Below are 26128 nucleotides of genomic sequence, written 5' to 3' on the forward strand. Positions count from 1 at the left end.
GAGTGTGCGTGATTTCGAAAACTTCAGGCTAGAGTGCGGCCAGGCGACGGACGACGACTGTCATCCGCCGATTATGGCTATTGACTTCAGAAGCCTGGTCCACCGCCACCACCTCCTGGGCCGCCGCCGCCATCGGGCATCATGCCGGGGCCGCCATCCGGGCCTTCGCCCGGAGGTGGCCCGCGGCGATCACCAGGCGGCGGGCCGTCGGGTGGACCACGCTTGATCGGCTGACCGAAGGTGTAACGCAGACTCATCATGAAGGTAGTACCGGGGTTCTCCATGCGGCTGTAGCCCCAGGTGGTGGAACTATCCGTCACCGTCTTGCTCGTCGGTCCAATAATGGCATTGGACAGGTTGGTAACCAAGACCAGCTTAAACGGAATAATCTGGTGCATCCAGGAGGCGTTCAGTGAGGTCTGCGCCGTGCGGTACCCGTCGACATTGACGCTCTTGCCGCGATAATTAACGCCGAATGTCAGATTGTCCTTGTCGTTGAGACGATAGAAGGTGCGCAAGTTGGCGCTCGAATTCGGGCCCTCGGCGCGCATCAGCTTGTGCGTGCTCGCGTCCATGTAGTTGGAGACGGTATAACCGATATTCGGGCTGAACATGATGCGCAGCTTGCGGTCTGCGGTATGGTAGGTCAGGTTGCCGCTGAAGCCGGCATTACGGGTGCGACCGCTGTTCTGGTAAGTGGTCAGCAGCACGTCCGTGTTGGTGGGAAGGTAGTAACTCACCTGCTCAATGTTGCCGGTGGTCACGTTGTAATAGAGGCTGGCGCTAAAGTCGAATAGGGTCGTATTGCGGTAGTAGTCGAAATCGAACTTGTCCGTCTTGGCGGAACTCAGATTGGCATTGCCGGACCGGGCGGTCAGGCCGTCATCGCTGTAAACGATCGTTGGATCGAGCTGCGAGCCCTGCGGCCGCTGGATCTTGCGTGAATAGATGAATTTCAGCTGCTCCTTGTCGTCCAGTTTGTAGGTGACGAACAGACTGGGACTGTAGTCGGTGGAATTGCGCGTCCAGTTTCGGCCGGTCTCGCTGACGAGATTGGTCGATGTCATGTCCTGCTTCAGGTTCTCGACGCGCAGGCCGGCCTGTATGCCGAGCTTGCCTAATTGGCGCTGGTATGTGCCGTAGATGGCCGATAGAACCTCATCGTCGCTGAATTGGCTGGCGCTCTGTGGCGATTCCGGCGCTTCGACCTCGCTGTCCAGCTCTTGAGACTGGTAATTATAACTGTTGGTTTTCGTGTGCTGGATGCTCCAGCCGAGCTGGAGCTGCTGCTGGGTCTTCTCGTAATCACCGAGCGGATGCGACCAGTCGCCGCTGAACTCATCGATCGTGTTGCGCGACTTATTGGTGCGAGTGGTGTAGGTATCGTCCGTGTCCGGATAATCCGAAGCATTACGTGTGTAGGTTACGCCATTGCTCAGGCTGCCACTGTGAGACAGCATCATCTTGAAATCTTCGGTCGAGCCGACCGCGCCGCGATGATCGAAGGTCAGGCGGGCATCCATGTTCTCGGACGGCGCGCTTGAACGTGTGTAACGCGTGACGTCCTCGGTCAAATTACCGTTGGCGTCATATGTCTGGGTCTGGTTGATGCCGGTGGAGCTCGAGCGCCGGCGCGCATAGTTGAGATCAGCGCTCAGGTCGGTCGTGTCGTTTATGTCGTACTGGGCGTTGAGGTTGGCGGAAGCGTTTTCGTTCTTGGTCCAGCTGGTCGAATGGCTGACATCCTCACGTGTGACGTCGCCCGTATCGGCATCAAGCGTATAGCGATCGCTTTCGGATACGGATTTGTTGCTCGAACCCGAAGGCCCGCCGCCTCCGCCGCCGCGACCATTGCCACCCATGCCGGCCCCGAGGTTGATGCCGCCGTTCAGGCTCAGCTTGCCAAAGTTCTTGCCGGTGCGCAGACCCAGTCCCGCGCGGCCCTGATTGCCCGCCGTGAGGTTGATCGAGGTGTGAGGTTTCAGGGTGCGGCCGCGCTTCATCACAATGTTGATGATGCCGGAGGCCGTATCGGCGCCATAGGCCGCACCGGGATTGGGGATGACCTCGATCGTATCTATGTCGTCCGCCGGCAAGCTTTGCAGGGTGAAGGCGCGGCTATCGCCTTGCATCTGGGCGGATTTCTTGCCGTTGACATAGACCTCGACGCCAGAATTGCCCCGCAAGGACACCGTGCCATCGCTGTCGACCGTGACGGCGGGCACATTGTTAAGCACATCGGCCGCAGAGCCTGTGGCCGACTGCGGGTCCTGCGTCACATCATAGACGTCGCGGTCGATCTTGTGCTGATAGATCGGCTTTTGCGCGGTGACCGTGATGACGGTCGTCCCGTCCTTGTCGGTTACAGGCTTTACATCCGCCTTTGTTGCGGCGGGCTTGTCTGTTGCGGGCGAAGTGGGTGTATCAGCCTGCGCGGACGACGCCTGATCCTGCGAGGCGGCGGCATCCGTAGGGGCTGTTGCTTGCGCCATGGCGACGGCCGGGGCGGCCGCCGCCAGGGCCAATAGGCTTGCGGTGAGAGTGCGGGGCAGGGTATTCAAAATGATTATCGCAAATATTGAGTGGGTGTGCGCAAAAGAAGCATATTGTCGGTCAAAATAATAGTAGATACAAAAATGTTTTATTCATTTCTTTTTTGAAACATTAATATAATGTAATATTTCAAATATACTCAAAAATATACTATGAAAACGAATTTGATAACTTCTTTGTTTCAAAATATATACAAAATATGTCGTATTTTTGCTGCATTTTTGCTGCGTGGCTAATCGATTACAAGCCTTGAGCGCTTTGACTGTCGGGCCTTTGTGCTGGGAATAGAGCTCGGTGCGTCTGCAGGTTTATGACAAACTTATATATCTGACGGCGAGCGGCCGTGATTTTTTGTTGCACCCGATGTTACGCGTGAGACACGCGGCATGTGGGAGGCTCAGATGGCTTATCGTGACTCAGACAGAAACAGGAATGACTATTCGCCATTTATCCTGTGGCCGCAGATCGTGCTGATCGTCATCATCATGTTCTTTGCCTACTGCCTGCTAGATGGGCGCAAAGGCGTGCCGCACTGGGGACGTTACGAGGCTCACCCAGCGGACTATACCCAGGAATATCAGCCCACCGTTGGCCCCGACCCTTACGCAACCAAATAGAGGGTGGCTTCGTTTTTGGAGGCCGGTTGCTTGATCAGGACATCAGACTGGCAACGGTCGGGTAGGAACGTTCTGTCAGACCATCAATGATCCTCTGCCGGTCGCCTTCGGGATGGGTCTGGCTGAGTTTGGTCGTGCCCTCGATGCTATCGATGTGAATGCGGAACGAGCGTATCTTCGGCAGCAGGAAGGCGACGCGGCCTTCCGGTGCCAGGTCGATCGTCCAGGGTTCATCGAAGTCCTGTTCGGACACCTCTATGGTCCGGCGCAGCACCTCGGTCTGGCCGGCATCGTCACTGATGACCTCCAGCGTGCCGCGCACCTGGGCGGCGACATAGTTCCAGGTCGGCACTTCCGGCTTTTCGACATACCAGCGTGGCGAGATATAAGCATGCGGCCCGGCGAAGAGAACCAGCACCCGGTCGCCGGTCTTTAAGGCTTGCGCTTGCGGATTGCGCCAGGCCATGTGTCCGACCAGGGTTTTCACGCTGTGGTCGGTCTCGAAGACTATGGCGGTCGTCGTCGCGGAGAGATCGGGCAGGATCAGGGTGGCGAAGGGATAGGCGCGTACGATGGCAGCCGCATCAGCGGCAATATAGGGTTCGGCGCGGAAGAGGCTGGGGCTCATGTCTGGTCCTGGAAAGGCATCAAATGCCATCATTAGCGTGCTGAAAACACAACAGAATGGCCGTAATCATAGACAAGGGCGTCGTTCACGAACACCTGTAAAAAGCGGAAGGGGTGGTGAGCCTGCGTCACCGCCAGCTCCGGCATTCGCATCCTGACAGTCACAAATCCTTGATCTAGCTTGACTTCATCGGCCAGGACGCCGGACGTATGGGCAGCTTTATGGCGTCCGACGTCCAATTTCCCGGCTCTATTGGTGACTTTGAAGCACCGCACGCGACTTTTTTTGCAATGCGGCATAGTCTGATGCTGCCCCACAGTCCTTTTAGTCCACGAGGATATCAAATGACCAAGTCCTTCCTTTCCCTGGCCCTGGCCCTGGCCATAACCGCCGGTCCCGCGGCCGCCCAAACCCCGGCGCCCACGCCTCCGGACAGCCAGGCGCCGCTGAAGCCTCTAGTCAATACTGGTGGCAAGGCGCTGACCTTCGACTGGCCAATGCTGAAGATCGGCACGGCGGAATATGCCGAGGGACCAACCGGGGTGACGGTCTTCAGCTTCGACAAGAAGGTCATGGCGGCGGTGGATGTGCGTGGCGGGGCACCCGGTACGGTCAACACCGATCTGGCGCGGCTCGGCTATCCGACCTCCGATTTCGATGCCGTGGTTTTCGCCGGTGGTTCAGCCTACGGACTGGAAAGCACGACGGCAGTGGCGAGCGCGCTGAAGGATGACGGCAAGAACACCGGTAACTGGGACTCGATCGCGGTCGCCCTGGGCGCCATCATTTTCGACTATGGGGACCGACGCCTGAACGAAATCTATCCCGATAAGAAGCTGGCCACGGCCGCCTATCACGCTGTCCAGCCAGGCGTCTTCCGCAACGGTGCCGCTGGCGCGGGTCGCATGACGATGACCGGCTATTTCTTCGGCTGCAAGGCGCATTCGGGGCAAGGTGGCGCTTTCCGTCAGATCGGTGACCTGAAGATCGCCGTCTTTACCGTCGTCAATGCCTACGGAGTGGTGGTTGACCGGGATGGTAAGCTGGCAGCCTGCTACAACGATCCAAGCTGGCCCGCCGATCTCAAGGTCAATGACCTGATGAAGAACCTCCCGGAGAGCCGCAAGGCCGGGTGGGGCACGCCGAGTGGCCCGATGCGAAACACCACGATCAGTCTCGTGGTCGTCAACCAGAAGATGGACCCGGCCGACCTGCAACGCCTGGCGATGCAGGTCCATACCTCGATGGCGCGCGGGATCCAGCCCTTCTCGACCATGAGCGATGGTGACGCGCTCTATGCCGTTTCCACCGGCGAGATCGAGGCCGACAAGGGCATCAGCGACAGCGTCGAGATCGGCGCCATCGCCTCGGATCTGATGTGGGACGCCATCCTCAATTCGGTGCCGCCGCAGGACCCGCTGCCTGTCATCACGCCGCAGCCGCCGGTGCCGGAAAAGGCCCTGGCCGGCTATACCGGCGACTACCGCTTCTCCAACTTCGTCACGGTCTCGGTCACTGAAAAGGACGGCAAGCTCTATGGCCAGGCGACGGGCGCGAAGAAGGCCTTCAATGTGCCGCTCGACCAGGCAGTTGAGCTTGAGCCTATGGGAGCGGGCACCTTCGCCGTGCCGGGCCGTTATCCGACCGTGCTCGACTTCAATCAATCCGGCACGCTCGTCATGAACCCTGGACTGTGGAAGCAAACGGGACTCAAGCAGAAGGCGAAGAAATAAGGTGCTCGGTGCGTGAGGCGCACCGGTCTGGACCGGCTACGCGCCTATTCACAGGACCGTCACAAAAACAATCTGATGCCGTGGATACCCACACTCACGAAGGGGATAACAAGAATGACATCGAGATTTTTCCAGACGGCGAAAGGGAGCGTGTCGGCACGCGCGCTCCTGCCGGTCATAATGGTAAGTGGTGTGCTGAGTGGACTGGGCGCGGGGGCACACGCGCAAGAAACGCCAGCACCGGAAGCGGCGGCGGCCAAGCCAAACGTCAAGGAAGACGCCATCGAGATCGTGGTGACGTCACAGAAGCGCCGCCAGCGTCAGATCGACGTGCCGGTGGCGGTCAATGTTCTGAGCGCGGACGCCCTGGAAAAACGTAATATCCAGACGGTGCAGGACCTGTCCTACTCCGTGCCGGGCCTGATCCTGCGCTATGACGGTCCGGGCTCCTCGCAGATCTTCCTGCGCGGCGCCACGAATATCCGCGGCTCGGACGCGCTGGTCTCGTCCTATATGGATGAAGTGCCGGTGACCCTGACTGGCGGGTACCGCCAGATTGATCTGCGCGCGCTCGATCTCGAACGCGTCGAGGTGCTCAAAGGGCCGCAGGGCACGCTTTACGGTCAGGGCGCCATGGCGGGGACGGTGCGCTTTATCACCAAAAATCCGAGCCTCTACAATGTGGATGGCTTCGTTAAGGCGGATGTTTCGGCCATCAATGACGGCGACACCAATACCAAGGTCTCGGGCGCGGTCAGCCTGCCGATCGTCAAGGGCGTCCTCGCCCTACGCCTGGCCGGTGATGTAGAGAGCGGCGGTGGCTGGATCGACCAGCCCGGTCTCGGTATCAAGGACGGCAACAACCAGGATATCTATAACCTGCGCGCCAAGCTTTTGTGGAAGCCGACCGACGATTTCGACATGACGGTCACGGCCACCAGCTATTCGATGAAAAGCCGGTTCGGCCTCGACTACGAAAACGAGGACCGCACTCGTCCGGTGCCGGTCAGCGATGATTACGATCTCCTGCCGTCACGCCGTGACCGTTCGCAGATCCTGAACGTCACGGCCAATTACAAGACCGGTATCGGCCGCCTGACCAGCTCGACCAGCTTTGTCGAACTCGACCGCAATTATGCCACCACCTATATCGCCGGACCGAAGACGACGTCGGCGGGTATCCAGAATGAAGGCTTCGACGGCATCACCGATCGCGCCCAGCAGGTGACGCAGGAAATCCGCCTGACTTCGGAAGGGACGGGGCCGTGGCAATATACCATTGGTGCCTTCTACAAGGATGCGCAGGGCAACCTCGACGACCAGGGTATCTCCTACTATGCAGGCTATACCTACCCGTTTACCTACCGCAAGTATGACACCTCGGAATCGGTATCCGCCTTTGCCGATGTCGGCTACAAGCTGACCGAAAAGCTGCTGATCGGCGCGGGTATCCGCTCCTTCAAGGACGATGAAACAGCGACCGATCTTTATGACAACGTACAGAAGGCGACCTTCAGCTCCACCGATCCGCGCGTCTATTTCACCTATGCCCTGAACCCAAAATGGAACCTCTATGGTAATATTTCCAAGGGCTTCCGCTCGGGCGGATTCAACAGCGCGGGCCTGCCGGCCTACCGCCCGGAAAAGCTGATGAACTATGAGCTGGGCACCAAGGGTATTGCTGCCGGTGGCAAGGTGCGGTTCGATATTGCCGCCTATTACAGCAAGTATGAGGATGCCCTGCGCACCGGTCAGTTCTTCAACTACGATCCGGACACGGGGACCGGCAACTACGTTTCCTACACCCGCAATATTGGCGAGCTGGAGATCAAGGGGCTTGAGGCCACGGTTGACTGGCGCGTCACGGAGGCGCTGACGCTTTCTGCCACCGGCGCCTATATCGACGGCGAAGTGACCAAGCTGGCACTAGGCGAAGGGGAAACGACGAATTTCGAGGTCGGCGACGGTCTCGACTATACGCCGAAATTCTCCTCGACCATTGCGGCGGACTACAGCTTCAACTGGGCGGCCGGCGTACCGGGGTTTGTCCATGTCGATTATGTTTACCGCGACAAGATCTACGCCACGGATAGTTCGATTCTCAATCCGCGCACCCAGTCCTCGGATAGGATCAACCTGCTCAATGCCCGACTGGGCGTCACCTGGTCCGATATTACGGCGGAACTCTACGTCACCAACCTGACGAACGAAAACCTGCTGGTCGACCCGTATGACGCCTGGCAGCAGGCGTCGCGCACCAAGCCGCGCACCATCGGCATCAGCCTGATGCGCAGTTTCTGATAGTCAGTTGCGGCCTGCCGTTTAAGGATGGCAGGCCGTTCTCTTTAATTTGTGGCCAAAAGTTTGGAGTGCCTAATGAGCAAAGACGATTTCATGGGTCATCCCAAGGGCCTGGCCTATATCGCCTTTACCGAAGCCTGGGAGCGGTTCTCCTTCTACGGCATGCAGGCACTGCTGATGCTCTACATGACCGGCCATCTGCTGATGCCGGGTGTGGTCGATCGTGTCTGGGGCTTTGATGCGTTCCGTTCGCTGGTCGAAAGCGTCACTGGACCCCTGAGTGTCCAGGCCCTGGCTGCCCAGATTTTTGGTATCTATGTCGCCCTGGTCTATTTCGGTCCCGTGGTCGGCGGCCTGATCGGGGACCGGATAATGGGCCGTACCCCGGCGGTGCTGACCGGCGCGCTTCTGCTGGCGGCCGGACACTTCCTGATGGCGTTCGAGGCCGCCTTCCTGCCGGCGCTCGGCTGCATCATCTGCGGGGCGGGACTGCTGAAAGGCAATCTGGCGGCGCAGGTGGGCGCGCTATATCCTGAAGGCGACCGACGTGTCGACGATGGCTATACCCTCTATATCACCTCAGTAGTGGTCGGCGCCTTCGCGTCGCCGCTGGTCTGCGGGACGCTCGGTGAAATCTATGGCTGGCACTACGGCTTCGGGGCGGCCGGCATCGGCATGCTGGTCGGCATTGCCATCTATCTGCGCGGCCTGAAGCACCTGAAGGAGCCAGCTCGGAAAACCCAGGCGCTAATGGCAAAGATGACCGGCGTCGAGTGGGGGCGCATCGCCGTTCTTTGCGGGCTGATCCTGATCACCTCCCTGTTCTGGACCGTGCAGTCGCAGATCTGGAACACCTATCCGGTGTGGCTGCGCGACGATGTCAGTCTGGGCATCGGCTTTGGCCTGAGTGTTCCGGTCACCTGGTTCCAGTCGCTCGATGCCTTCGCCGTTCTGGCCCTGACGCCCGTCACCATGTGGATGTGGAGGGCGCTCGGAAAACGCGGACTCGAGCCCTCGGACATTATAAAGCTGGCAATCGGCTGCGCCCTGTTCGGCGGCGGCTGCGTGCTGCTCAGTGTTGGCCAATGGGTGGCGGGGAGCGGAAAGGTGGCCATCGTCTGGCCGCTGGTCTTCCACTTCGTTATCGGCGCGGGCTACCTTCTGTGCTCGCCAGTAGCCCTGGCGGTTGTGGCGCGTAGTGCGCCCGTTCAGGTCAAGTCGATGATGGTCGGCGGCTACTATATCGGCCTCTTCATCGCCGGTATTTTTTCCGGCTGGCTGGGCCGCTTCTACGAACCCTTGCATCCGCCGCTGTTCTGGCTGTTACATGCCGGTATCGGCGTGGCGGGAACGGTGATCCTTCTGGCGCTCTATGCACCACTGCGCCGGATTTTGCTGCCGAAGCCCGAATAGGAGACAGGCCCGATGGATACGCAGGAAGAAGATCGCGGCGCCGCCTATAATCCGCCGTCGCGCAAGACCATCCCCCCGTTCGAGGCGCTGCGGGCCTTCGATGCCGTGGCGCGGCTCGGCGGGGTGCGGCAAGCGGCGCGCAGCCTCGGTCGTGACCACGCGGTCATCAGCCGCCATCTCAAGACCCTGGAGCAATGGACCGGCGCGCGCCTGATCGAGCGCACGGCGCGCGGGGTGGTGTTGACCGAGGACGCCCGGCGCTATCACAAGGAAATCGCCAGCGCCATGGACGCCATCGCCGCCTCGACCATCGACCTGATGCGGCGCGGCTATCACAACCATCTCAATATTGCCTGCTCGCCCGGCTTCGCCTTGCACTGGATGTCGCGTCGCGTCGGCATGTTCGAGAAGCTGCACCCGGATGTCGATATCGAGCTGCGCTCGCTCGACCGCAACGCCCTGTCGGGCCTCAATGAGTCCGATATCGAAATCCGTTTCGTTCCGGCCTATCGCGTGGCCGTCAAGGTGCCGGCGGATATGAAGGCGCAGGAAGTAGCCAGCGTGGCGGTCATGGCCGTGGCCTCGCCGGAATACCTTGCCCAGGCCGGACCTATCGAGACGCCGCGCGACCTGATCCACCAGCGCATGCTGCACGAGATGGATTTTGACAGCTGGGCGCACTGGCTGGCGGCGCACGGGGTTTACGACGAACTCGACCTGACCGGCCCGCGTCTGTGGCAGGGGCACCTGACGCTCGATGCCGCCCTGCACGGACGCGGCGTGGCGCTGGTTAATGCGCTCGTCGGGCAGGCCTTTTTCAAGTCGGGGCAGTTGGTTGAGATCGGCCGCGGAAATCCGGCCTTCCAGCCCTATACCGAGGGCAAGTACCTGATCATCGGCCGCGCTGACCGCTGGGAAACGCCGCTGATCCGGCGCTACCGGCGCTGGCTGATCGATGAGCTGAACAAGGAACTGGCCACCTTCCGCCGCCCGGCCGCGTAAGTGTTTTGACGCGCCTTAAGTGTTTGCATTGTAAGCCATATTGCCGGTCATGGTGTTTAGGGCGCACCGCCTTTTCCGTGGTTCGCACCTTCGCCGCAAGGGGCTTCAGGCGTAGGGATTAGGCGTCAACTTTACCGTACCAAGGGGATTGCTTTTGTCACGCTTACAGACGCCGGGATTGCCGGCGATGGTTTCCCCAATCGAAGAGGGTTTCGCCGACAGCGAGGTCGGCGACATGACCGAACTTTATGCCGGTCAGCTCATGCCGGATTTCCAGGCCCATACGCTGAAGAACACCCATCGTGCCTTCGCTACGCGCGTCATCCGCCGTGGCGGACCGGTGGCGCCCCTGGCTTACGCGTCCCGCCAGATCGAGGACTTCCCGATTCAGGCGAACGGACAGGTCTACGATCTTTACGACTATGTCTCGCGCAATCGTGTGGCTGGTCTGCTGATCATGAAGAACGGCGAGATTGTCCATGAGCGCTACGAGCTGGGCAATGCGCCCTCCGAGCATTGGGTCTCGATGTCGATGGCCAAGTCGGTGGCGACCACGCTCGTTGGTTGCGCCATCCGGGACGGCTACATCAAAAGCGTGGAAGAGCCCCTGACCGCCTATCTGCCGGAACTGATTGGCTCGGCCTATGACGGGGTCTCGATCCGCCAGCTGATGCAGATGACCTCCGGCGTGAAATGGGACGACACCCAGGTCAATGCCGACTCCGAACGCCGGCAGATGCTGGCCCTGCAGGTGGCGCAAAAGCCCGGCGAGATCATGCGCTTCATGACCTCGCTGCCGCGCGTTGCCGAGCCTGGCACCCTGTGGAACTATTCGACCGGCGAAACCCATGTGGTCGGCGCCCTGATCCATGCCGCCACCGGCAAGTGGCTGTCGGATTATCTCTCCGAGCGCATCTGGTCGCGGCTCGGCATGGAGGCCGATGCCTACTGGTGGCTGGAATCGCCGGGTGGACTGGAAGTGGCCGGTTCCGGCCTGTGCGCACCCTTGCGTGACTATGCCCGCTTTGGCCGTTTCATCATGAATGGCGGCGTCATCAATGGCGAGGCTGTCCTGCCCGAGGGCTGGATGGCGGAGGCCGGGGTGTCGCGCATGGTGAGCGGTGAGCGCCTCGACTATGGCTACATGTGGTGGACCGTGCCGGACAGGGACGGCTCCTTGGCTGACGGCGCCTATGCGGCGCGCGGCATTTTCGGCCAGTACATGTACCTCAATCCGGCGCAGGATGTGCTGGTCGCGGTGCTTAGCTCCCGCGCCAAGCCGCGCGGCGCCGAAGCCATTCTCGACAACGATTTCTTCAACTCCACGGTAGAGGCGCTTAAGTGATGGACACTCTGACCGACACTTGGCCGCGCAACGAAGCTGAACGCACCACGTCTGACTGGCAGGCAGCCGATCGCGCCCACCATCTGCATTCTTTCACCGATCCGGCCGTGATCCGCGACAAAGGTTCACGCATCATTACCAGCGGCGAAGGCTGCTACGTCATTGACAGCGACGGCCGCCGTATCCTCGACGGCATGGCCGGGCTGTGGTGCGTCAATATCGGCTATGGCCGGCCGGAACTGGCGGACGCGGCGCATAGCCAGATGACCGCCTTGCCCTATTATAACAACCACTTCCAGAGCGCCACGCCATCGATGATCGCGCTGGCGGAGACCCTGGCGGAACTGACGCCGAAAGGCATCAATCACTTCACCTTCGCCAATTCGGGCTCGGAGGCCAATGAGGTTATCATCCGCCTGGTGCGCTATTACTGGCAGCTGATGGGCAAGCCTGAAAAGCGCACGATCATCAGCCGGACCCTGGCCTATCATGGCTCGACGGTGGCGACCTCCAGCCTCGGCGGCATGCCGCTGATGCACGCTAATGATGGCGGAGTCCTGCCGCAGATCACCCATATCGAGCATCCCCACTGGTATGTGAATGGCGGCGAACTGACGCCTGCCGAATACGGGCTGAAGGCGGCGCAGGCCCTGGAGGCGCGCATTCTTGAACTGGGTGCACATACGGTGGCGGCCTTTATCGGCGAGCCGGTGCAGGGAGCGGGCGGTGTAATCGTGCCGCCTGAAACCTACTGGCCGGAAATCCAGCGAATCTGCCGCAAGTACGATGTGCTGCTGATCGCCGATGAAGTCATCTGCGGCTTCGGCCGCACCGGATCATGGTTCGGCTCGCAGACCTTCGGCATCGAACCCGACTTTATGCCGATGGCCAAGGGCCTGTCCTCCGGCTACATCCCGGTGGCGGCGGTGGGTGTCCATGACCGCATCTTCAACGCCATCGAGCAAGGCGGCCTGTGGCCGCACGGCTATACCTACTCGGGACATCCGGTCGCCTGCGCCGTGGCGCTGGCCAATATCGACATTATCCGGCGCGAAGGCCTGGTCGAGCGCGTGCGCGACGACATTGGGCCCTATTTTCAGTCGCGTTTGCAAGAGCTCGCCGAGCGCCATCCGCTGGTCGGCGAGAGGCGCGGCATCGGTCTGATGGCCGCCCTGCAACTGGTGCGTAACAGGGCCACCCGCGAGGTTTGCACCCCGGAAGACAATGCGGCCATCCTCTGCCGCGAGACCTGTTACGACAACCGGCTCATCGCCCGCGCCGTCGGGCAATCCATGGTGATGAGCCCGCCCCTGACCATCAGCCGGTCCGAGATCGACGAGATGGTCGCCATCCTGACGCGTGCGCTCGATGCTACCGCCCAAAAGCTTGGATATATCTGATATGACTACGCATAATCTTTCCGCCGCCGGCGCTAAGCTTCTGTTTGAAACCTCGGCCTTTGCCGAAGGGTTGGGCCTGCGTAATCGGACTGCCGCTACCTTCGCGGTGACCAATCCGGCGGATGGCAGTCATATTGCCGACGTGCCTGATATGGGAGCAGTCGAGACCGAAGCGGCCGTAGCGGCCGCGAAAGCGGCTTTTGCCGGCTGGGCTAGCCTGACTGCCCGCGCCCGCGCCGAAACTTTACGGCGCTGGTATGAGCTGATCCTGGCCAACAAGGACGCCCTTGCCGAACTGCTGACGCTCGAACAGGGCAAGCCGCTGGCCGAGGCCCTGGGCGAGATCGTTTTCGGTGCGCAGTTCATCGAGTGGTTCGCCGAGGAGGGCAAGCGCCTCTATGGCGACATTATCCCAAGCCATGCGCCCGATAAGCGCTGCCTGGTGCTGAAGCAGCCGATCGGCGTGGTCGGCGCCATTACGCCGTGGAATTTCCCAAGCTCGATGATTACCCGCAAGGTGTCACCGGCGCTGGCGGCGGGTTGCACCATCGTCATCAAGCCGGCCGAGGATACGCCGCTGTCGGCATTGGCCCTGCAGATGCTGGCTGAACAGGCTGGCTTTCCGCCGGGTGTCATGACGGTCGTCACCGCCAAACGCGCCGAGGCCGTGGCCGGGGTGCTGACCACGCACCCGGATGTGCGCAAGATCTCCTTCACCGGCTCGACCCGCGTCGGCAAGCTGTTGATGCAGCAATGTGCCGGCACGGTGAAGAAGCTGTCGCTTGAACTGGGCGGCAATTCCCCCTTCATCGTGTTTGACGATGCCGATCTCGATGCGGCGGTGGCAGGTGCTATTATCACCAAGTTTCGCAATGCCGGACAGGCCTGCGTGGCGGCCAACCGTATCTATGTCCAGTCGGGCGTCATGGCGGAGTTCGCCGCGCGCCTGAAGGCGGCCATTGCCGAAATGCCGGTGGGGCCAGGCCTCGAAGCCGGCACGCGTATCGGTCCGCTGATCAATGCGGCGGCGGTCGAAAAGGTCGACGGGCTGGTGAAGGACGCGGTCGAAAAGGGCGCCTATCTGGCGCTGGGCGGCGGTTTGCATGAACGCGGCGGCCAGTATTTCGCCCCGACGCTGCTGACCGGCGCCACAAGTGAGATGGAGATCTTCAGCACCGAAATTTTCGGGCCAGTGGCCGCCCTTTATCCCTTTGAGACCGAGGCGGAGGTCATCCAGCTTGCCAATGACACGCCCTATGGTCTGGCGGCCTATTACTGGACGCGCGATATCGGCCGGGTGTTCCGTGTCGGCGAAGCGCTGGAATATGGCCTGCTTGGCGCCAACGAAGTCCTGACCTCCAACCCGGCCACGCCCTTTGGCGGCATGAAGGAATCCGGCCTCGGTCGCGAAGGCTCTAAATACGGCCTCGAAGACTTTGTCGAGATCAAATACCTCGCCCTGGGTGGAATTTAGGGCGGCATCTAACTTCCTAAAAAATGGAAATTTATAATGAAAAAGACTCCGATCAATCCAAGTGGGACGGGGTGGGCTCAAGCCTGCGCCGTCGATCAGGCCGAACGCCTCGTATTCATCGCCGGCCAGGTGCCGCAGGGTAAGGATGGCGTGATCCCTACAGATATCAGCGAGCAATGCCGGCTGGCCTGGGCGAATGTCGTCCATCAGCTCGATACGGCCGGGCTTAAGCTGGAAAACCTGGTCAGCGTGCGCGTCTACCTGACCGACAGGCAGTACATCCCCGAGATGATCGCCGTGCGCAATGAGGTGCTGGGCATGCGCGCTGAACCGGCCTTCACTGTCGTGCTGGCCGGGCTTTACGACGCCCGCTGGTGCATCGAGATCGAAACCGTAGCGGCGGCTTAAAAGGAGCTTTTCATGACCACCAATGCCGAACTCTACGCCCGCCGTATCGCTGCCATCCCTAAGGGGGTGATCAATGGCCTCCAGGTCTTCGCCGCGCGCGCCGAAAACGCCGAGCTGTGGGATATCGAGGGCCGCCGCTATATCGATTTCGCCGCCGGCATCGCCGTCTGCAATACTGGCCATCGCCATCCCAAGGTGGTCGCTGCGGTCGAAGCCCAGTTGAAGGCCTTCACCCACACCGCCTTCCAGGTCATGCCCTATGAGGGATATATCGCACTGGCCGAACGGCTGAACGCCCTGGCGCCGATCGATGGCCCGGCCAAGACCATCTTCTTCAATACCGGCGCCGAGGCGGTGGAGAACGCGGTCAAGATCGCCCGCGCCGCCACCGGCCGCACCGGCATCATCGCCTTTTCCGGCGCATTCCATGGCCGCACCCTGATGACCACGGCCCTGACCGGCAAGGTGGCGCCCTACAAGAAACTGTTCGGCACCCTGCCGGGCGAGATCTGGCGCGTGCCCTTCCCGGTGCCGCAATATGGCGTGAGTGTCGAGGACAGCCTGAAGATGCTCGACAGTATCCTGCGCACCGATGCCGATCCTGAGCGCGTCGCGGCGATCATCGTCGAGCCTGTGCAGGGCGAGGGTGGTTTCCACATTGCCCCGCCGGAACTGCTGAAGGCCCTGCGCAAGGTCTGCGACACGCATGGCATCCTCCTGATCGCCGACGAGGTCCAGACCGGCTTTGCCCGTACCGGCAAGATGTTCGCCGTCGAACACAGCGGCATTGCCCCCGACCTGATGACCATGGCCAAGGCCCTAGGTGGCGGCTTCCCGATTGCGGGGGTCGTTGGCCGGGCGGAGATCATGGATTCGGTCGATGGTGGCGGCTTAGGCTCGACCTATGGCGGCGCGCCCTTAAGCTGCGCGGCGTCCCTGGCCGTGCTTGATGTTATCGCCGAAGAAGGGTTGGTGGCGCGCGCGGCGGCTATAGGTGAACGAATGCGCAGCCGCTTCACCCAATGGTCCCAGCGCAATGACCTGCTGCCGGTGACGAATGTGCGCGGCCTGGGCGCCATGAATGCCTTCGATCTGCCGGATGCGGCCGCCGTCAAGGCCGTCACCACCAAGGCTTTCGAGGGGGGGCTGATCCTGATTTCCTGCGGCGTGTACGGCGAAAGCTTACGCTTTCTGCCGCCGCTGACCATTTCCGACGCCCTGATCGATGAGGGTCTGGACGTGCTGGAAAAGGCATTGGTGCTATGACGGAACGGGTCGCCCTTATCGGCTGTGGCCTGATTGGGGATAGCTGGGCGGCCCTGATGACCGCCCATGGCCACGACGTCATCGCCTGGGACCCGTCTCCGGCGGTGCTGGACGACTTTGCAGCCAGGGTTGAAAAAGCGCGCGCGCAGGTTTGGCAACTGATGCCGCAGAAGCCCGAGACTGGGTGCCTGACCATCGCGGCGACATTGGAAGACGCGCTTGCAGGCGCCAACTGGGTGCAGGAAAACGCGCCGGAAAAGCTGGCGTTGAAGCAGGACCTCTATGCTCAGATCGAGGCCGTTGTCGGTGACGCGGTGATCATCGCCAGCAGTACCTCGTCCCTGACCTGGTCGGAACTGTCGGTTGGCATGAAACGGCCGGACCGCCTGATCACGGCGCATCCGTTCAATCCACCGCATCTGATGCCGCTGGTCGAAATCTACGCCCGTGACCAAGCTATCCGTGCCCGCAGCGTTGCCTTTTATGCCGGCATGGACCGCCAGCCGGTGGTTCTGAAACGCGATGCCGTCGGCCATATCGCCAACCGCCTGGCCTCGGCCCTGTGGCGCGAAGCTGTCAATATCGTCGCCGAGGACATCGCCGATGTCAGCGCGGTCGATGCCGCCCTGGTGCATGGGCCAGGCCTGCGCTGGTCAGTGATTGGTGCGCACATGGCTTATCATCTCGGTGGCGGGGAGGGCGGCATAGAGGCCTATCTCAAGCATCTCGGTCCCAGTCAGGAACGGCGTTGGTTTACTCTGGGCTCGCCCAAGCTGACCCCTGAGGTGTGCGCGAAGCTGGTGGCGGGGGTCGCCGAAGAAGCCGCCGGACGTTCCATCGACACTTTGGCCAATGCGCGCGATGTGGCCCTGATCCGTATCCTCCAGACCAATTCATGAGCGGGTCGGTCATGAGCGAACCGGTTCGCATCGCCCTGATCCACGCACTGGAAGAGTCGGTCCTGCCGATCCGCCAGGCCTTCGTGAAACTGTGGCCGGAGGCGTATGTATTTGATCTGCTCGATACCTCGCTGGCGGTCGATCTGGCGCATGAGGGCCAGCTGGATGCCGCCATGAAGGATCGCTTCCGAACCCTGGCCGATTATGCCTTGGGAAGCCAAGGTAAGGGCGGGCGGACGCAAGGGATTCTCTTCACCTGTTCGGCCTTCGGCCCTGCGATCGCGGCGGTCAAGGCGAGGGTTTCCGCACCTGTGCTGCGGCCGAATGAAGCCGCCTTCGAAGCGGCGCTGGCGGCGGGTGACAAGATTGGCCTGGTCGTGACCTTTGGCCCTTCGCTGGAGGCTCTGAAACAGGAACTGTTCGACATGGCGGTGGTACGCGACCGGCGGATCGAGGTCCAGGCCATACTGGCTGAGGGGGCGCTTGAGGCGCTCAAATCCGGCGACGGTGAGAGCCATGACCGGTTGGCCGCCGAGGCTGCGGCAAAACTGACGAATGTCGATGTGATTGTGCTGGGCCAGTTCTCGTTGGCCCGCGCCCGTCAGGCCGTTGAAGATCGCACCACCCGTCCGGTGATCACCACACCGGAAAGCGCGGTTATCGCCCTGCGCGATCGGCTTATGTGATCGCGTCAGGCTATCGCTGAAAGCGCGGCTTGTCGGTCTTTATTCGAAAACGGCGGCCGCGACGTCGGGCGTTGCCTTTTCGCGGGATTGGCGCAGGCAGACATAGATGGCAACGACGAAGATCTGGGTCAGGAGGCTGCTGATGCCATTCAACACAGCACTTACCAGCAGATAAGCCGGGTTGTTGGGGTCGACATTGGCCGCCGAACCGCTGGTCATGGCCTGCATCATCGGCGCGAGGGTAATGGGGGCGCTGATCGCACCTTCGACGGCGGTCAGGGCGATACCGCCGACCAGAAACAGGGCGAAGATGCTCCAGCGGTGCCCCTTGGTTAGCTCGTAGGATTTCTGCACAGCGCCCATGAGGCCAACACCGGGTTGTCCAACATAGGCGGGGACGGCAACGCAGGAGGCGATGGCATACATGATGCCGGGGATGGCCAGAAGCAGGAAGCACAGGCCCGTCAGGAGGCCGACGATCAGGCTGATGACAAAGATCGGTACGATATTGCCGAGCGCATGCGCCAGGATGGAGCCGAGCTCCGCCTTTTTACCGACGCTGCGCAGGATGGCGATTTCGGTTATGGCCGCCATGCTGAACAGGTTGAGCACCCCGACCGCCAGGGTGAAGCCGATCCCTATGGCCCAGCTCTGGGTGGTGAAGGTGTAGGCTTTTGCCGTCCAGGTTTCCTGGGTCGCGCCGACCAGGTGCAGGAGGGCGTAATTGGCGCCAATCACCGGCGCAATATTGAGTAGCAGGCCAAGGACGACAAACAGGGCGAAATTCTCGCCGATGAGCTTGAAAAAACGCCCGAAAACGCCGCCGAATGTAAATGGCATGTGGTGTCCCCCCTCAGCCGTGACGCGAAAACTCTATGACAGGAACCGGCGCTTGCCAAGCCGGTATCTTTTTATCTTTTCAGGGGCGCGGTCGAACCGCGCAGGACGATGTCGTGCGGCAGGACCTGATGCGGCACGGGGCTTGGCCAGTCGGAGGTGCCGAGCGGCGACAGACGGGTGAACAGGATATCGCCGGCGGCGGCGCCCAGCCTGGGCACAGGCTGTCGCACGGTTGTCAGCGACGGCCACATCATTTCCGAAGTCGGGATATCGTCGAAACCGACGACCGAGCAATCCTGCGGTACCCGCAAGCCCATTTCATGGACCACCTTGATGACCGCCGTCGCCATTTCGTCATTGCTGGCGAAGATGGCGGTTGGACGATCCTCGCGCTCCATCAGCCGGCGGGCGCACGGTACGGCGGCGTAATAGCGAAACTCGCCGTCCTCGATCAGGCTGTCGTCAAGCGGGATGCCGGCCTCTTCGAGCGCCTGGCAATAGCCTTCGAAACGCAATTCGGTGGCCGAATGGTTGGCCAGGCCTCGGATGAAACCGATGCGCGTATGACCATAGGTGATCAGGTGCTGCGTCATCTGGTAGGCCGCACGCTTTTCGTCGATCGAGATGCTGGGCAGGTGACGGGCCTCGGTGACCGGCGAAATGCGGACATAGGGTACGCCCGCTTCATCGAGTACGCCCAGGACGATTTCGTTGTCGGTGAGGGGAGCGGTCAGGACAGCGCCATCGAGCTTCAGGCGCCGGACCAGGTCCTTGGCGCGACGTTCGATATCTGGTGACTGGTAGTCGAGTTCCTCGACCACCAAGTGATAACCGAAATAGCGACAGCGCTCCATCAGCCCGAGCTGGATGTCGTGCGTATAGAGGCCTCCGGAGTCGCCGTAGAGATGCGCCACGACATAGGATTTTTCCGGCGCCTGACCGCGCATGCCGCGCGCCGATTCATTGGCCTCGAAGCCCAGCTCGACCACGGCGGCCTGAACGCGTGTGCGCATGTCCGCTGAAACGTGGCGTTCGTTGTTGATGACGCGCGAAACGGTCTTGATAGAGACGCCGGCCAAGCTGGCGACGTCGATAATGGTAGGCTTTCTGGGGGGAGTCTGGGTCATTGAATCTTCAGGGCACGGGGCGCTGCTGGCGTCGAAAAGCCGCGGGCATAGACCTGTTCGATCAGGTCGCGATGCAGGGGCAGGTCGCGCACGGCGCCCTCGGTAAAGGCAAGGATACGGGCAAAGGTCTGTTCTGCCGCTGCGATGCGTGAATGCACGCCCGCTTGGGCGGACAGGTCGGTCGGATAGTTCAGACCGTAGAGAATGTACTGGTAGGATGAGACCGGGAATATATCGATATCGCTTAAAGTGTCAAAGCGTGACGGCGGGCGGGATCTCCACATATCGAGCAGGCGTTTCAGGTTGTCCGGCAGGGTGGCCGGATCGGCATTGGCGCGCCAGAAGGGTTCCGGCCGTTTTGACAGGCAATAATGCAACTTCAAGAATTCGGCGGTCTTCTCGTAGCGCTGGCGCATCCGCTCATTGAACAGGTCCGCGGCGGCATCAAGCGGACCGTCATGAGGGAAGAGATCGACCAACAGGCCGATGGCCACTTCAATCATCATGATGCCGGTGGCTTCCAGCGGTTCATAGAAGCCGGCCGAAAGCCCGATGGCGCAACAGTTCTTCACCCATTGCTGTGTGCGGTAGCCGGTATCGAAGCGGATCAGGCGCGCCTGGGCGTTGTCAGCCTTGTCACCCAGATAACGCCGCAGATAGCCACGCAAAATCTCCAATGCCCGTTCATCCGAACTGTGGGCGCTCGAATAGACATAGCCAACGCCACGCCGGCTATCGAGACCGATGTCCCAGGTCCAGCCAGCTTCGTGGGCCGTGGCGAGGGTATGGCTGGGGATCGCCTCTTTCCCATCGGCATAGGGCAACTGGATCGCCACTGCGGAATCGGTGAGCAGGATATCCTTGACCGACAGGAAGGGCGCGCCCAGCGCCTGGCCGATAAGGAGCGCCGAAAAGCCGGTGCAGTCTATGTAAAAATCGGCGGAGAGTTCGCCGTGTTCGGGCGAAACTAGGCTGCTAATGCCGTGGGAACCGGTTTTGACCTCAGTAATGCGACCTTCCAGATGGGTGACGCCGTATGCCCTGGCGTAGCGGGCCAGCAGCCGACCGAACTTGCCGGCATCGAAATGGTAGGCATAGTTCATCCGGCCGCCGAAATAGCCGCCTTCGTGGATGCGTTTGGGTGCGCGTCCGGCATTAGCCACGCCGGTTTGCAGGGTGACAGCCTCGGCGAAAGGCCGGCGTGTGGCCTTATCCTGCAGCAGCCAGTAGGGCGCAAGGCCCGCGCCATCGGTGAAATAGGGGGCCTCGAACGGATGGCTGTAGGCCGAGCCTTCAGCCTCCCAGTCGACAAACCGGATGCCCTGCTTGAAGGTGGCCGAGCATTCGCGCAGGAATTCCGCCTCGTCTATGCCCAGGGTTTGCAGGGTGGTGCGGATCGTCGGGATGCTGCCTTCCCCAACGCCGATCGTGCCAATATCAGGGGACTCGATCAGTGTGATGCGCGGACTGGTGGGGCCGTGGCCGAAGACCTTGGCCAGATAACAGGCCGCAAGCCACCCGGCCGTGCCGCCGCCGGCAATAAGGATCGAACGAGGAGGTTTTTCAGGGGTCATGCGCCGCCGTGTGCAATGAGGTCCGATGTGACGCTAACACGCAGTCTGATATCCGACAAGCGTGAGGCAAACAGCAAGTATGGGTTAAGTGGCTGAACAAGTGCAGAAAATTCGCAGACTATACGATGGCGTGGATGAGGCGAGTTTTAGAAGCGACTTCCTGAAGGACTGCCGGAACGTTATTGACTAGCAGACACTGTCGGCGGCGGGGGAGCAAAAACTACCCGAGGCGGCAGTCGCCTATGGCTGCGCCCTCCTCACAGTAGCGGGCACGGCTGAACAGGGGCCTCTTGTCGAACCCAAGGGTTTGCTGCCACGGCTGGATTTTAAGAAGTCGTCGCAGGAATTACACCGGCAGAGCAGTATATTGTTCGCGCCGCGTGCACTGGTTCGTCTTCTGGGGCGAGCGCGGTCATCCTGTCCGGGCATCTTTTTAAGCAGGCCTGACCAGGCATCCATTCCGCCTTTGGTACACCCGCATGTAATAGATACGAAACGGCCAGGGCGTGGTGCTGTCATAGACGCCTGTCTTGCCACCGAACGTGCCGCTCACTGCTAGCTTCAGAATCAGGCGGTTCTTCCGGTCGAAGGGGAGGGCGTTGAAGTCCTTATCTTGGCGATAGACAAGCTGCCGCTGTTAATTGTCGAGAGCGTTGCGAAGGCCTATCCTCATCTCAATTTCAAGGGGGCGTTCCGAACTGACTATTGTTAACCCCATAGTGAGCGCCCTTGTGTAAGATGAGTGCTTGGCTGATAAAGGCCGTCACCAACCCAATCGTCAGGCCATCGCCGACCACTTTACGCTTTTCCATTTAGGATCGTTGGCAAGGCTCAAGCTGAGCAAATGGGCGGCAATGAACAAGCTGACGATATTTCATACGTTTTACTCTTCACGCCTCGAAACACTCGACAAATTAGGGATGCGCCGCTTTCTCACAAAACGGACCGCCGTCGCCTTTCTTGCTCAAACACCAGGCTGTAATAGCCCGTTGGCCCATCTTGCCTGTCTTCGTGACCGAATGCACGAGGTTGAGGGTATTAATCTCGTTCATAACTGACCAGTCCGGCGCAGTCAGGTCGGAAATGAGGTAGGTCAAATTGTAGGCAGGCGTTTCGGTCTCATGCCCCGGATTGTCGAGACCGCTCACCGAATATCTAAGTTCGACGGCCGATAGTCCTGCAACGGATGATGGGTTTTGCTGTATCTTCTTTCCAAGAGAAGAAATGTCGGTTGACGAATTGTACAGGTTGAGGTCGACTCCTTGCTGTGACGGTAGAAAACCGGTCAACACAAGTTTATCTCCTTCAATAAGGGCCGATGAGATGTATCCGAAGTGGTTGTATACCGAGGGATCGGATCGCTTGGCAGACGCGGAACTCGAGAGTTTTACACTCGACGACGCGCTTGATATGTTTTTCCCGCCGAATAATGAGCCAAATGTCAGCACAAAAAGCAAAATGCCCGGTACTACGATGCCAAGGCTGATTTTATTTTTTCGCGTACTTTCCGTCATTTTGACCCCTCTTGTGTTGCTTATACTTTTACACAAAAGGCCGGAATAACTAAACCCATTTCTACATTCTCGATTTTGGCGAGGCAGGTGATCGTGCGAATGTCGCTATGGAGCGTCTATTTGGCGGTTTCGGGGTTTTACGGAAAGCATCCGTCACCATCCGGCCGATAAAGGCCGCGATTTGCAGGAGACGGGCAATCAGGGCCGGTATGGAGCCGGGGGGCGCCACATAGGCAAAGGGTGAGGTTGAAGCTGAAGCGGCCCAGCCCCATCGCCACAAACGTCGTTGTCATTCGCTATCCTATCCGGCCAACGATAAACTGGTAGCGGAGTATTTTGGTAAGCCATGCTTGCAAAGATTAGTGCCTATTCCGGCTTCTGGTAGACCCGCACATAATCGATACGGAACTGCCAGGGCATGGTGCTGTCATCGACGCCGGTCTTGCCGCCGAACGTACCCCCCACCGCCAGATTCAGGATCAGGTGGTTTGGCCGGTCGAAGGGCCAGGCGCCCTTGCCGGTATGCTCGTTCACAAAGCGGAAATAGTCTCGCCCGTCTATGCCTTCACGGATTTCATCCGGGGTCCAGGTCAGGCTGTAGGTATGCCATTGGCCGCAAACGGCGGGCATGTGCTTCAGCACGCCTTTCTGGGTATGCTTGACGTGGTTGTAGAGGCCGGTGTGAACGGTGTGATAGATGGTGTCCTGGTCCCAGCCGACATATTCCATGATGTCGATCTCGCCATCGTCGGGCCACATCATATGGTCCGTGGTGGGTAGTTGCCAGATGGCCGGCCAGACGCCGAGGCCGCAAGGCAGTTGAGCCCTTACCTCGATATAGCCATACTGGTAGCTGTTCTTCGACAGCAGGCGCGCGGATGTATAGTGCTGGCCGCCCCAGTCCGGCTTGTTTTTCAGGTCTTCCTTGCGCGCTTCGATGATCAGTTGGCCATCCTCGACGCGTGAATTCTCCCGCCGGGCGAGGCTGTAATATTGCCGCTCTTCGTTGGCCCAGCCGTGTTTATTGGCCTTTGTGTCATAGGCCCACAGCTTCGGGTCCGGCAGTCCGGGTTTATCGAACTCGTCGGACCATTTGAGCACATAGCCGGCGGGCACGCCACCTGGCTCGTCTATCTCCAGCGAATCCTTTGCTGGCGCGACGGAGGGATCGGCCAGGGCAGTGAGAGGAAGCGTCGCCAGGGCGGCGGCAAGAATGAAAGGGCGCGTGAAAGACGTCATGGGGCGGTTCCTGAATGTTTCCGGTTCTGTGTTTCGCGCAAGCCTTTTCGGCATTTTGATCACGCTAACAGAAGCCGGAACGCTTCGCAAACCGTCTCGCTTTTTCCCTTAGGCCGCCTGCCGCATCTCCTCGACAAAGCGCAGGCCGATCTCGCTCTTGCCGCGGCGCACGATGCGGCAATTGCGCAGGGTGCCGTCATCCGTGATGACCAGGCGGAAGGTATCCGGCACCATCTTAGGCTCAGCGATCATCAGCTTGGCGCCGCCCTTGGAAACATTGCGCAGGGTGCAGGCCATGCGCGTGCCGTCGGACCGGATGATTTCGGCCGGTCGAGAGGTGCGCACACGCTGGTCGAAGCGTCGCTCCTCCATGCCGATGATCCAGTCATCGAGGCTGCGGCCGATATCAGCCACACCGCTGGCGGCCACATGCATATTGGCCGAAATCTCCTGGGTGACGATGCTCTGTTCCTGCATCGAGCCGGATGCCGCGCCCACGAAGCTCTGGACCTCGTCGACGGCGACCGTGATCGAATGCAGGGCATCGGCCACTTCATCGGCCAGGCTCTGCATGCCGGTGATTTCGGAAGAGATGCGTTTGGTGGCGGCGCTGGTTTGGGAGGCCAGCTGCTTGACTTCGTTGGCGACAACCGCGAAGCCTTTCCCGGCTTCACCGGCGCGGGCGGATTCGATGGTGGCGTTGAGCGCCAGCAGGTTGATCTGGCCAGCTACCTGGGCGATGAGCTGGACGACGCCGTCCATGGCCTGAGCGGCATTGCGCATTTCGGAGGTGGAATGACCGGCGGCGCCGGTGCGGGTATGAATCTTGTCTACGGCTTCCTTGGTCATCATCATGCTGTCAGCGATCTGGCCTACGCTGGCATTCATTTCCTCGGCGGCGGAGGCGACGAGTTCGACATTGTTCAGTGTGTCTTCCGCGGCTTCGATGGCGCGTGAGCGGGCGCTCATGCTAGCAGTGATATCGGTGGCGTATTTGACAATTTTTACCGGCCGGCCGTTGGAATCGAAGATCGGATTATAGCTCGCCTGCAGCCAGATCAGCTTTCCGCCCTTGCCGAAGCGCTGGTAGATTGCCGACATGGCGTCACCGCGTCCCAGGCGTTCCCAGAAGTCGTGATAATCATCGCTGCGGGCATAGGATTCGGCTACGAACATACGGTGATGCTGGCCTTTGATTTCGTCGAGGCGATAGCCGGTGGCCGCCAGGAAATTATCGTTGGCGTCAAGAATCTGGCCGTCGAGCGTAAAGGAAATCACTGCCTGGATGCGATTGATCGCGGTGATCTGGCCTTGGTAGTCCGCGTTGCGCTGCTTTTCGGCGGTGACGTCTACGGCGAACTTCACGACCTTGACGGGGGATCCGTCGCTACCGAGTATCGGATTGTAGGTGGCGCGAATCCACACCTCGCGACCACCCTTGGCAATGCGGCGGTATTCGGCCGACTGAAATTCACCTCGTTGCAGGCTTTTCCAGAAAGCGGCATATTCCGGTGATGCTGCGTCTTCCGGCGGTACGAACATACGGTGAGGCTTGCCGACGATTTCGGCCAAACTATAGCCCATCACGGACAGGAAATTGGCATTGGCGTCGAGGATGGTGCCGTCGAGTGCAAACGAAATCACCGCCTGCGAACGCTGGATGGCCTCGATCTGGCCCTCTGCGTCGATCGCGGCGTGCTTTTCCTTTGTAATGTCTGAAGCGATCTTGACGATGCGGCTGACGCGGCCCTTGTCGTCCATCACCGGATTATAGGTGGCCTGCAGCCAGATTTCGCGACCGCCCTTGGCGACACGACGGAACTCGCCCTCCTGGTATTGACCGGCGCGTAACGCTGACCAGAACGCGCGGTAGTCATCCTGATTGGCGGCGCCATCCGGCATGAACATCGCGTGCGGCTGGCCGATCACTTCGCTGGCGGCATAACCCATTGCGGCCAGAAAGTTGTCATTGACCTCCAGAATTCGGCCTTCCGTATCGAAACTGACGACCGCGAGAGACCGATCGATGGCACGACGCAGGGTTGAGTTGCTGGTGGCAACGGTTTTCCAGAATGGCATGGGCGAATACTCCGGGGGACGCTCATTCGG

Annotated in this window: 21 protein-coding genes; 12 read left to right on the forward strand and 9 right to left on the reverse strand. The window is 60.4% G+C overall.

Annotation, left to right across the window (positions count from 1 at the left end; all coding sequences use genetic code 11):
• Positions 1–86 precede the first annotated feature (86 nt).
• On the reverse strand, positions 87–2492 hold the full coding sequence (locus QM647_RS15610) for a TonB-dependent receptor (protein WP_414996472.1): 2406 nt from the start codon (positions 2490–2492) through the stop codon (positions 87–89).
• Between the two features lie 462 nt (positions 2493–2954).
• Here QM647_RS15610 and QM647_RS15615 point away from each other — a divergent pair, with 462 nt between their 5' ends.
• Complete coding sequence (locus tag QM647_RS15615) at positions 2955–3170, forward strand: hypothetical protein (protein ID WP_414996473.1); 216 nt, start codon at positions 2955–2957, stop codon at positions 3168–3170.
• 34 nt (positions 3171–3204) lie between these two features.
• Here the strand turns inward: QM647_RS15615 and QM647_RS15620 are convergent, their stop codons facing one another.
• Both QM647_RS15620 and QM647_RS15625 read right to left on the reverse strand, forming a co-directional pair.
• Entirely contained in the window at positions 3205–3798 is a 594-nt protein-coding gene (locus tag QM647_RS15620; protein WP_414996474.1) for an FMN-binding negative transcriptional regulator, read from the reverse strand.
• 32 nt (positions 3799–3830) lie between these two features.
• Positions 3831–4037 carry a hypothetical protein gene (locus tag QM647_RS15625; RefSeq protein WP_414996475.1) on the reverse strand — a complete coding sequence of 69 codons (207 nt, stop codon included), beginning with the start codon at positions 4035–4037 and terminating at the stop codon, positions 3831–3833.
• Positions 4038–4142: 105 nt separating this feature from the next.
• Between QM647_RS15625 and QM647_RS15630 the strand changes: the two genes are divergently transcribed.
• The 11 genes from QM647_RS15630 (at position 4143) to QM647_RS15680 (ending at position 17725) form a co-directional block, all read left to right on the forward strand.
• Positions 4143–5531 carry a P1 family peptidase gene (locus QM647_RS15630; protein WP_414996476.1) on the forward strand — a complete coding sequence of 463 codons (1389 nt, stop codon included), beginning with the start codon at positions 4143–4145 and terminating at the stop codon, positions 5529–5531.
• A gap of 114 nt (positions 5532–5645) precedes the next feature.
• Positions 5646–7832 (forward strand): TonB-dependent receptor, encoded by a 2187-nt coding sequence (locus QM647_RS15635; RefSeq protein WP_414996477.1) that lies wholly within the window; start codon positions 5646–5648, stop codon positions 7830–7832.
• Between the two features lie 75 nt (positions 7833–7907).
• A complete protein-coding gene (locus QM647_RS15640; RefSeq protein WP_414996478.1) occupies positions 7908–9245 on the forward strand; it encodes a peptide MFS transporter in 1338 nt (445 codons plus the stop codon).
• A 12-nt stretch (positions 9246–9257) separates the two neighbouring features.
• Positions 9258–10247: a LysR substrate-binding domain-containing protein gene (locus QM647_RS15645; protein WP_414996479.1), complete on the forward strand. Its 990-nt coding sequence runs from the start codon at positions 9258–9260 to the stop codon at positions 10245–10247.
• A 187-nt stretch (positions 10248–10434) separates the two neighbouring features.
• Positions 10435–11592: a serine hydrolase domain-containing protein gene (locus QM647_RS15650; RefSeq protein WP_414996480.1), complete on the forward strand. Its 1158-nt coding sequence runs from the start codon at positions 10435–10437 to the stop codon at positions 11590–11592.
• Positions 11592–12992, forward strand: coding sequence for an aspartate aminotransferase family protein (locus tag QM647_RS15655; protein ID WP_414996481.1), 1401 nt, complete (start codon positions 11592–11594; stop codon positions 12990–12992). Before QM647_RS15650 ends, QM647_RS15655 begins: the two co-directional genes overlap by 1 nt.
• Position 12993: 1 nt before the next feature.
• Positions 12994–14466, forward strand: coding sequence for an NAD-dependent succinate-semialdehyde dehydrogenase (locus tag QM647_RS15660; protein ID WP_414996482.1), 1473 nt, complete (start codon positions 12994–12996; stop codon positions 14464–14466).
• Between the two features lie 36 nt (positions 14467–14502).
• Positions 14503–14874, forward strand: coding sequence for a RidA family protein (locus QM647_RS15665; protein ID WP_414996483.1), 372 nt, complete (start codon positions 14503–14505; stop codon positions 14872–14874).
• Positions 14875–14886: 12 nt separating this feature from the next.
• The gene (gene gabT, locus QM647_RS15670) at positions 14887–16140 is read left to right on the forward strand and encodes a 4-aminobutyrate--2-oxoglutarate transaminase (RefSeq protein WP_414996484.1); all 1254 of its coding nucleotides are present in this window, start codon (positions 14887–14889) and stop codon (positions 16138–16140) included.
• On the forward strand, positions 16137–17039 hold the full coding sequence (locus QM647_RS15675) for a 3-hydroxyacyl-CoA dehydrogenase NAD-binding domain-containing protein (protein ID WP_414996485.1): 903 nt from the start codon (positions 16137–16139) through the stop codon (positions 17037–17039). Before gabT ends, QM647_RS15675 begins: the two co-directional genes overlap by 4 nt.
• A gap of 11 nt (positions 17040–17050) precedes the next feature.
• Complete coding sequence (locus tag QM647_RS15680; RefSeq protein WP_414996486.1) at positions 17051–17725, forward strand: aspartate/glutamate racemase family protein; 675 nt, start codon at positions 17051–17053, stop codon at positions 17723–17725.
• Between the two features lie 39 nt (positions 17726–17764).
• Here the strand turns inward: QM647_RS15680 and QM647_RS15685 are convergent, their stop codons facing one another.
• The 6 genes from QM647_RS15685 to QM647_RS15710 all read right to left on the reverse strand — a co-directional run bounded on the left by QM647_RS15685 (position 17765) and on the right by QM647_RS15710 (position 26098).
• Positions 17765–18565 carry a hypothetical protein gene (locus QM647_RS15685; protein WP_414996487.1) on the reverse strand — a complete coding sequence of 267 codons (801 nt, stop codon included), beginning with the start codon at positions 18563–18565 and terminating at the stop codon, positions 17765–17767.
• A gap of 71 nt (positions 18566–18636) precedes the next feature.
• A complete protein-coding gene (locus QM647_RS15690) occupies positions 18637–19692 on the reverse strand; it encodes a LacI family DNA-binding transcriptional regulator (RefSeq protein WP_414996488.1) in 1056 nt (351 codons plus the stop codon).
• Positions 19689–21266, reverse strand: a complete 1578-nt coding sequence (locus tag QM647_RS15695; RefSeq protein ID WP_414996489.1) for a tryptophan halogenase family protein — start codon at positions 21264–21266, stop codon at positions 19689–19691. Before QM647_RS15695 ends, QM647_RS15690 begins: the two co-directional genes overlap by 4 nt.
• 914 nt (positions 21267–22180) lie before the next feature.
• On the reverse strand, positions 22181–22780 hold the full coding sequence (locus QM647_RS15700) for a hypothetical protein (protein ID WP_414996490.1): 600 nt from the start codon (positions 22778–22780) through the stop codon (positions 22181–22183).
• 366 nt (positions 22781–23146) lie between these two features.
• The gene (locus QM647_RS15705; protein ID WP_414996491.1) at positions 23147–24019 is read right to left on the reverse strand and encodes a family 16 glycosylhydrolase; all 873 of its coding nucleotides are present in this window, start codon (positions 24017–24019) and stop codon (positions 23147–23149) included.
• A gap of 108 nt (positions 24020–24127) precedes the next feature.
• Complete coding sequence (locus QM647_RS15710) at positions 24128–26098, reverse strand: PAS domain S-box protein (protein ID WP_414996492.1); 1971 nt, start codon at positions 26096–26098, stop codon at positions 24128–24130.
• Between the last annotated feature and the right edge of the window lie 30 nt (positions 26099–26128).

The sequence above is a fragment of the Asticcacaulis sp. genome, from assembly GCF_047605585.1.
Classification (GTDB): Bacteria; Pseudomonadota; Alphaproteobacteria; order Caulobacterales; family Caulobacteraceae; genus Asticcacaulis.

Coding starts and splice junctions, on each gene's coding strand:
- QM647_RS15610 (WP_414996472.1), bottom strand. CDS start 2,492: ATGGCGCAAGCAACAGCCCCTACGGATGCCGCCGCCTCGCAGGATCAG.
- QM647_RS15615 (WP_414996473.1), top strand. CDS start 2,955: ATGGCTTATCGTGACTCAGACAGAAACAGGAATGACTATTCGCCATTT.
- QM647_RS15620 (WP_414996474.1), bottom strand. CDS start 3,798: ATGAGCCCCAGCCTCTTCCGCGCCGAACCCTATATTGCCGCTGATGCG.
- QM647_RS15630 (WP_414996476.1), top strand. CDS start 4,143: ATGACCAAGTCCTTCCTTTCCCTGGCCCTGGCCCTGGCCATAACCGCC.
- QM647_RS15635 (WP_414996477.1), top strand. CDS start 5,646: ATGACATCGAGATTTTTCCAGACGGCGAAAGGGAGCGTGTCGGCACGC.
- QM647_RS15640 (WP_414996478.1), top strand. CDS start 7,908: ATGAGCAAAGACGATTTCATGGGTCATCCCAAGGGCCTGGCCTATATC.
- QM647_RS15645 (WP_414996479.1), top strand. CDS start 9,258: ATGGATACGCAGGAAGAAGATCGCGGCGCCGCCTATAATCCGCCGTCG.
- QM647_RS15650 (WP_414996480.1), top strand. CDS start 10,435: ATGGTTTCCCCAATCGAAGAGGGTTTCGCCGACAGCGAGGTCGGCGAC.
- QM647_RS15655 (WP_414996481.1), top strand. CDS start 11,592: ATGGACACTCTGACCGACACTTGGCCGCGCAACGAAGCTGAACGCACC.
- QM647_RS15660 (WP_414996482.1), top strand. CDS start 12,994: ATGACTACGCATAATCTTTCCGCCGCCGGCGCTAAGCTTCTGTTTGAA.
- QM647_RS15665 (WP_414996483.1), top strand. CDS start 14,503: ATGAAAAAGACTCCGATCAATCCAAGTGGGACGGGGTGGGCTCAAGCC.
- gabT (WP_414996484.1), top strand. CDS start 14,887: ATGACCACCAATGCCGAACTCTACGCCCGCCGTATCGCTGCCATCCCT.
- QM647_RS15675 (WP_414996485.1), top strand. CDS start 16,137: ATGACGGAACGGGTCGCCCTTATCGGCTGTGGCCTGATTGGGGATAGC.
- QM647_RS15680 (WP_414996486.1), top strand. CDS start 17,051: ATGAGCGAACCGGTTCGCATCGCCCTGATCCACGCACTGGAAGAGTCG.
- QM647_RS15685 (WP_414996487.1), bottom strand. CDS start 18,565: ATGCCATTTACATTCGGCGGCGTTTTCGGGCGTTTTTTCAAGCTCATC.
- QM647_RS15690 (WP_414996488.1), bottom strand. CDS start 19,692: ATGACCCAGACTCCCCCCAGAAAGCCTACCATTATCGACGTCGCCAGC.
- QM647_RS15695 (WP_414996489.1), bottom strand. CDS start 21,266: ATGACCCCTGAAAAACCTCCTCGTTCGATCCTTATTGCCGGCGGCGGC.
- QM647_RS15700 (WP_414996490.1), bottom strand. CDS start 22,780: ATGACGGAAAGTACGCGAAAAAATAAAATCAGCCTTGGCATCGTAGTA.
- QM647_RS15705 (WP_414996491.1), bottom strand. CDS start 24,019: ATGACGTCTTTCACGCGCCCTTTCATTCTTGCCGCCGCCCTGGCGACG.
- QM647_RS15710 (WP_414996492.1), bottom strand. CDS start 26,098: ATGCCATTCTGGAAAACCGTTGCCACCAGCAACTCAACCCTGCGTCGT.